This window comes from Cryobacterium sp. TMT3-29-2 (genome assembly GCF_004564305.1).
GTDB lineage: Bacteria > Actinomycetota > Actinomycetes > Actinomycetales > Microbacteriaceae > Cryobacterium > Cryobacterium sinapicolor.
The window spans coordinates 35,043-42,268 of sequence record NZ_SOGK01000108.1 but is presented as its reverse complement, the minus strand read 5'-3'; the positions used below and the strand labels follow the sequence as shown (position 1 = coordinate 42,268).

General features: G+C 69.9%; 6 protein-coding genes. 1 reads left to right on the top strand and 5 read right to left on the bottom strand.

The features are described 5' to 3' along the window. Window positions 1-125: 125 nt before the first annotated feature. On the top strand, window positions 126-1,328 hold the full coding sequence (locus E3O67_RS12300) for a winged helix-turn-helix domain-containing protein (protein WP_134431567.1): 1,203 nt from the start codon (window positions 126-128) through the stop codon (window positions 1,326-1,328). 79 nt (window positions 1,329-1,407) lie between these two features. Here the strand turns inward: E3O67_RS12300 and E3O67_RS12295 are convergent, their stop codons facing one another. The 5 genes from E3O67_RS12295 to E3O67_RS12275 form a co-directional block, all read right to left on the bottom strand. Then, window positions 1,408-2,295, bottom strand: a complete 888-nt coding sequence (locus E3O67_RS12295) for a M48 family metallopeptidase (RefSeq protein ID WP_134431565.1) — start codon at window positions 2,293-2,295, stop codon at window positions 1,408-1,410. A 12-nt stretch (window positions 2,296-2,307) separates the two neighbouring features. Then, on the bottom strand, window positions 2,308-2,874 hold the full coding sequence (locus E3O67_RS12290) for a LemA family protein (RefSeq protein ID WP_134431562.1): 567 nt from the start codon (window positions 2,872-2,874) through the stop codon (window positions 2,308-2,310). A gap of 151 nt (window positions 2,875-3,025) precedes the next feature. Then, complete coding sequence (locus E3O67_RS12285) at window positions 3,026-4,483, bottom strand: glycoside hydrolase family 1 protein (RefSeq protein ID WP_134431559.1); 1,458 nt, start codon at window positions 4,481-4,483, stop codon at window positions 3,026-3,028. Beyond that, window positions 4,480-5,793, bottom strand: a complete 1,314-nt coding sequence (locus E3O67_RS12280; RefSeq protein ID WP_134431556.1) for a D-arabinono-1,4-lactone oxidase — start codon at window positions 5,791-5,793, stop codon at window positions 4,480-4,482. The genes E3O67_RS12285 and E3O67_RS12280 overlap by 4 nt, the downstream gene beginning before the upstream one ends. Continuing rightward, window positions 5,790-7,022 carry an amino acid deaminase/aldolase gene (locus E3O67_RS12275; RefSeq protein WP_135102821.1) on the bottom strand — a complete coding sequence of 411 codons (1,233 nt, stop codon included), beginning with the start codon at window positions 7,020-7,022 and terminating at the stop codon, window positions 5,790-5,792. Before E3O67_RS12275 ends, E3O67_RS12280 begins: the two co-directional genes overlap by 4 nt. Window positions 7,023-7,226 lie beyond the last annotated feature (204 nt).

Here is a 7,226-nt window from a genome sequence, read left to right as displayed (position 1 = left end):
GCTCATGAGGACCTCCGTGACTTGTGAAGACGTTAGATACCTCCACTAAGTCCGGAGGTTCTCCCTTTTCACAAGCCGCGAAGTGTCACCAACGTCCTGGCCGGGTACAGCTAGGGTCGTAGGAAATGGTGCAGACGATCTCCCCGGCCCTCGCCCGCCGGATCGCGCTCGGCGCGCAGGGCTTCGGCCGCGCGTCGGCCGTGACGCCGGGCATCCGTCAGCTGGATACCCTGGTGAACCGGCTCGCACTGCTGCAGATCGACTCGGTGAACGTCTTCGAGCGCAGCCACTACCTGCCGGCATTCAGCCGCCTCGGCGTCTACGACAAGGCGCAGTTGGACCGGCTGACGTCGGGCCGCGAGTCGCGGTTCACGGAGTACTGGGCGCACGAGGCGTCCTTCCTGCCCCGCGACGCCTGGCCGCTGTTCGGCTGGCGGATGCGGGATTTCCGGGATAGGTCGGCGACCGAGGCGTGGGCGCAGGGCAACCGGCCGATGCTCGACTGGCTGCTGGCTGAGCTCGCCGCCAACGGTCCCCTCCGCGCGAGCGCGATCGAGCACGACGCGAACCGGCGCAGCGGCCCGTGGTGGGGCTGGTCGGACGTGAAGACCGGGCTGGAGACCCTGTTCCGCTGGGGTGACGTGGCCATCATGGGCAGGGAGCGGTTCGAGCGGGTCTACGGGCTTCCGGAGCAGGTGTTCCCGCCGGGGCTCCTCGAGCGGACCGTCAGCCGGGACGACGCGCACCGGGAACTGGTGAGTCGCTCGGCCCGGGCGCACGGCATCGGCACGGTGACGGACTTCGCCGACTACTTCCGGCTGCGCGGCCCGGCGACCCGGGCGGCCATCCGCGACCTCGAGGATGCCGGCGAGCTCCTCCCGGTCGAGGTGCCGGGGTGGGGAGCAGGCGGCGCCCCCGGGGCGGCCTGGCTGCACCGCGACGCCCGGCTGCCGCGCCGGATGGATGCCGCAACCCTGCTGTCCCCCTTCGACCCGGTCGTCTGGGAACGCGCCCGCGCACTGCGGGTGTTCGGCTTCCATTACCGGATCGAGATCTACACTCCCGAGCCGAAGCGGGTGTTCGGCTACTACTGCCTGCCCGTGCTGCTCGGCGACACGATCGTGGGCCGGGTCGACCTCAAGAACGACCGGCAGGCGCGCGTTCTGCGGGTGCGCGCCGCGTGGGCGGAGCCCGGTGCGCCGACGGACACGGCGGAGCGTCTCGCATCCGTTCTCCGGGAGGCCGCCGCCTGGCAGGGCCTGCCGGAGATCGAGGTGGAACCGCGCGGCAATCTCGCCGGCGCGCTGGCCGCCGAACTGCGCCGCTAGGCAGCGCGGGCAAACTAGGCAGTGCCCGTTCCGGTCGAGAGCGACCGGCGGAAGGGGCGCTCTCGACCGGAACGGGGCTCTAGAACTGGCGGCCCATCGTGTGCAGGCGTTCGACGCGCTCGGCGATCGGCGGGTGCGTGGCGAAGAGCTTGTCCATCACGCCGGGCTTGAGCGGGTCGGCGATCCAGAGGTGGGCCATCGACGTGTTCTGCTTCTTCATCGGGCGACCGTAGGCCTCGAGTTTGCCGAGGGCGCTGGCCAGGGCATCCGGATGCCGCGTGGTCAGGGCTGCCGTGGCATCCGCCAGGTACTCGCGCTGCCTCGACACCGCCAGCTGCACGACCGTGGCGATCAGGGGTGCCACGAGCATGGCGACGAGGCCGACCACCATGATCACGGGGCTGCCGTTGTTCTTGCTGTTCCGGCCGAAGAACGCCATCCGCAGGAAGATGTCGGAAATGAACCCGACGGCCACGACGAGGCCGAACACGACCATCGACAGGCGGATGTCATAGTTGCGCACGTGGCCGAGCTCGTGCGCCATGACGCCCTCGAGCTCGGAATCGGTCATGATCTCCAGCAGACCGGTGGTGGCCGCCACGATCGCGTGCTCCGGGTCGCGCCCGGTGGCGAAGGCGTTCGGCGCCGGGTCGTTGATCACATAGATAGCGGGCATGGGGGTGCCGGTGGTGATCGAGAGATTCTCGACGATGTTCCAGAGCCTCGGGTTCTCCGACTGGCTGTTGATGCGGATGCCGCCGCTCATCGCGATCGCCTGGCGCCCAGCCACGAAGTACTGCACCACGGCGTACCCCGTGGCGACGACGACCGTGAGGATCAGGATGCTGTAGTTCCCGGGCGTGCTGTAGACGGCGTTGGCGAGCCAACCGAGGCCCGCGATGATGACGATGAACAGGATGATGATGAAGACGGTGTTGCGCTTGTTGCGCGCAATAGCGCTGTACATGGCCGCCTGCCGTTAGAACTGGACGCGTGGCGGCTCCGCGATGGCAGCGGAGTCGGACACCTCGAAGAAGTCTCGCTGGGTGAACCCGAGGTTGCGGGCGATGAGGTTGTTGGGGAAGACCTGGATCTTCGTGTTCAGTTCCCGCACGCCGCCGTTGTAGAACCGGCGTGACGCCTGGATCTTGTCCTCAGTGTCGACGAGTTCGCCCTGCAGCTGCAGGTAGTTCTGGCTCGCCTGCAACTGCGGGTAGGCCTCCGCCACGGCGAAGATGCTGCGCAGGGCGGTCTGCATGTGGTTCTCGGCGGCGGCGGACTCGGCCGGACCCTGAGCGTTGAGCGACTCGGCCCGTGCCTTGGTGACGTTCTCGAAGACGGCCCGCTCGTGTGCCGCATAGCCCTTGACCGTCTCGATCAGGTTGGGGATCAGGTCGGCCCGGCGCTTCATCTGGACGGTGATATCACTCCATGCCTCGTCCACGCGCACCTTGAGGGTGACGAGGGAGTTGTACGTCGCCCAGAGGTAGATACCAATGATGACGACGAGTGCAACAACGATGAGGACCGGGATGAGCCATTCCATGGCAGCTTCTCCTTGTGATGAGGCGGGGCGAGCAGGCAGGCCGCGGCGGCGTTTCTACGACGCAGAACTATCATAACCGCGTGCCCTGGCGCTCACATGCGCTTCCCGACACACTCCAAGAAACGGTGAGCCGCGCCGTCGTTCCCGACCCTCAACGAGCCGAGAGCACCTTCTGCAGCCAGCGATAGGAGGTTTTGGGGGTGCGCGTGCGCGTGCCGTCCTGGAAGTCGACGTGCACGAGGCCGAACCGCTGGGTGTAGCCGGCCGTCCATTCGAAGCTGTCCAGCAGGGACCAGATCGTATACCCCTGCAGGATGACTCCGTCGGCGATTCCGCCGGGGGCCACCGCGGCGAGCGCGGCCGTGATGTGTTCGGCCAGGTAGTCGATCCGGGCCGGGTCGTGCACGGCACCCCACTTGTCGGCCACATCGGGGAAGCTTGCTCCCCCGGCCGTGATGCAGACCGGCGGCAAGTTGTCCGCGTAGCGGTCCCGCAGTTCGCCGAGGGCCACTCCGAGGTATTCGGGGGCGATGGCGGTGCCGGCATTGGTCACCGGGAACTCGCGGAACGGGGTGACGTGGAAGGGGAACGCGATCACCTTCTCCGGCGGCTCCCCGAAGGGCGGTCCGCTCGGGGTTCTCGGGGCCGCGGGGCCGGCCTTGATCCGGCTCGGCTGGGAGTAGTCCAGCCCGTAGAAGTCCAGCGGCTGGTGGATGGTGCGCAGGTCGTCCGGCTCGGTTTCCAGCAGCATCCGCAGGGGCACCTGGTAGGGCTCGGGCGGTTCCGGGTAGCGGCCGAGCAGCACCGCGTCGGCGTACAGGCGGTTGTGCAGCACGTCGAAGAGCTCGGCGGCGCGCGAGTCGGCTTCACGGTCGCTGGCGGCCTGCACGGGCGAGTGCACGGTCGAGATCCCGATCCGGCCGCGCACATCGGCGGCGCGCAACCCCTGCACGGCAAGGCCGTGCCCCAGCAGCTGGTGGTGCGCCGCCGGCAGGGCGCCGAAGAGCCGGGTCTCCCCCGGGGCGTCGGTGCCGAGGGCGTAACCGTTCAGGGTCACCGTCGCGGGATCGTTCAGGGTCAGCCAGGAGTCGATCCGGTCACCGAACACCGCGCCGACCTGGTGCGCGTAGTCGCCGAAGCGCAGCGCGGTGTCCCGGTTCAGCCAGCCGCCGCGCAACCGGAGCGGCGTGTCCCAGTGGAACAGGGTCGCCATCGGGCTGATCCCGGCGACCAGGAGCCCGTCGAGCAGCCGGTCGTAGAAGGCCAGGCCGGCCCGGCTGAGCGGGCCGCGGCCGTCGGGCTGCAACCGGGACCAGGCCAGGGAGAACCGGTAGACGTCCGCGCCCAGTTCGCGGAGCAGGGTGATGTCCTGGTCGAGGCGGTTGAAGTGGTCAGTCGACACGGATGCGTTGGAGCCGTCCCTGATGCGCCCGGCGGTGGCCGTGAACGGGTCCCAGCTCGATTCGCCGCGACCGCCCTCCCGAGCGCCGCCCTCGATCTGGAACGCGGAGGTGGCCACACCGAGGGTGAAGCCGTCGGGCAGCCGGTCACCCAGCTCCCCCGCCCGGTGTTCCCAGGCGCGTGCGGTGGGGGTGTTGCTGTTGCTCATCGACCCAGGACTCTTTCCAGATAGCTGTTGTTGAAGCGTCGCTCGGGGTCAAGCCTGTCACGCACCGAGAGGAAGTCGTCGAAGTGCGGGTAGTCGGAGCGCAGGGACGCCGCATCCCGGTCGTGCATCTTGCCCCAGTGCGGACGCCCGCCGTGAGCGCGCATGATGGCCTCGACCGCCTGGAAGTAGGCGGCGGGGTCCTCCCGGTAGTACCGGTGCACGGCGATGTAGCCGGTGTCCCGGCCCGTGGCGGTCGACAGCCAGACGTCGTCGGCCGCGGCCGAGCGCACCTCGATCGGGAACGAGATGCGCCAGCCACGCGCCTCTATCAGCGCGCGCACCTCGCGCAGCGCGTCCGGCACCACGGCCCGCGGCAGGGCATATTCCATTTCTCGAAAACGCACCGTGCGGTTGGTCACGAACACGCGGTGCGAGACATCCGTGAATTCGCGTTTCCCGCTCCGCCGGGATGCCAGCCGGTTGAATCCCGGCACCGTCGCCGGCAGCGCGGCACCCAGGCCGCAGATCCCGCGGTAGACGCCGTTCGCGAGCAGTTCGTCGTCGACCCACCGGGAGACCCGTCCGAGCGGCGACCGGCCGGACTCCAGGGGCTGCCGGGTGTTGGTCTTGGTCAGGGCGGTCTCGGTGTGCGGGAACCAGAAGAACTCGAAGTGGTCGCTGCGCTCGGTCCGGTCGAGGTAGCCCTCGAGCACCTCCTCCAGCGGCTCGGCGGCCTCCACCGCGTGCAGCAGGAAGGCAGGCACGCACTGCAGGGTCACATCCACCATGATTCCGAGCGCGCCCAGCCCGAGGCGGGCCGCCGGCAGCAGCTCCGCGTTCTCCGTGGCGCTTACGCGTAGCAGGGTGCCGTCGCCGGTCACCAGGGTCAGCGCCACGACCTGGGTCGCCAGGCCGCCGAACCGGCCGCCGGTGCCGTGGGTCCCGGTGGACGTGGCGCCGGAGATCGTCTGCCGGTCCACGTCGCCCAAATTCGGCAGGGCCAGACCGTAGGGCCGCAGCAGGCGGGGCAGTTCGAACAGGCGGGTTCCCGCGGCCAGCGTGACCTGCCCGGCCACGGTGTCCACACCGATCAGCCCGGCGAGGTCCAGCAGGTCGAGCTGCACCCCCGGTGCCAGCGCGATGCCGGAGAAGCTGTGCCCGGAGCCCACGGCCTTGACCCGGAGGCCCACCTTGCCGGCCGCCACGACGGCGCGCTGCACTGCTGCGACACTCGACGGCCGTTCCACCCGGACCGGCGTCACGGCCTCGTTCCGGGCCCAATTGCGCCATACCGCTCCGCTCGCAGTCACAGAAAGGCCTTCCCCTCGCCCCGGTAGGTCGGCAGGATGTCGACCACCCTCCCATTCTCGACCAGTGCGAATTCGTTCACGTGCTCGCTCAGCTCCCCCGATTTGGTGTGCCGCGCCCAGACGCGGTCCCCCACACGGAGCCGGGCCGCTGCGGCCCCGGTCAGCGGCGTCTGCACCTCGCCGGCCATCTCCCGCGGAACCAGGCTGAGGCCCTCCGGCCAGACCAGGCGCGGCATCCGGTCGGCCCCGGGCACCCCGGACGCGATCCAGCCGCCACCGAGCAGCACGGCCGTATCGGGGCTGGGCTTCCGCACCACGGAGAGGGCGACCGCGGCCGCCGGCGCGGGACGGAAACTCGCGTAGTTGTCGAAGAGGTGGCCGCCGAAGAAGCCGCTGCCGACGGCGATGTCGGTGATGGATGCGTCAGCGCGCGTGCTCTCGACCGAGCCCGTTCCGCCTCCGTTCACGAACTCGAGGGGCGCGACCTCCCGGACCGCGGCGACGGCCGCACTGCGCCGCTCCGCCAGTTCCCCGACGGACCGGCGCCGCACCCAGCGGGTGACCAGACCCCGGAGCGGTTTCCCGGCCGGTTTGTCGCCGATGCCCGCCACCTGCGCCTCGTAGCTCATCACGCCGACGAGGGAGAAGCCGGGACGGGCTGCGATGGCGGCCCCGAGCCGACGGGCCTCGCCCGGAGTGTGCACGGGTGAACGCCAGACACCCAGGTGTCCGAGCACGGGGGTGTTCCAGGCTGCGTCCAGTTCTAGACAGACCCGGATCGGGACCCGGCTGCCGGGCGGGAGCACGGCGTCGATGAAGTCGAGGTGGGCGATCGAGTCGACCATCAGGGTGACCGTGGCGGCCAGTTCCGGCGAACGGCCCAGCCGCCGGATCGCGGACCGGTCGGCCGTGGGGTAGCCGACGAGCACATCCGTCACCGTCTCCGCCAGCCAGAGCGCCTCGGCCAGGGTGTAGGCCAACACACCCCGATAGCCGGGCAGGGCCAGGATTGCCTCGACCACGCCGCGCACCCGGATCGACTTCGACGCGACCCGGAGCGGGGTGCCGGCGGCGCGATCCAGCAGGTCGTACGCGTTGTGGCGCAGCGCCCCCAGGTGCAGGGCGGCGACCGGGGAGTCCAGGTGGGCCGTCGCGGCCGTCAGTTCGGCCCAGAACAGCCCGGGATTCTGCCAGGGACGGCTCGAGGGACGGTGGGAGAGGTCGAGCATCAGCGCGCCGCCTTCATTAGCCGGGACCGAGGACGCCCGGTGCGGTGACCTGGCCACGGCCGCCCGTCGCCTTCCCGGGGAAAGTAACGGCTCGGATGGCCCAGCGACAGTATGCCCCATGGCTCCGCCGATCACGAATGGGTGACATCGCCCTCATTCCGCGTGTCGCACGTTGACTTTCCCGGCGCTGGCCCGTGAAATGGT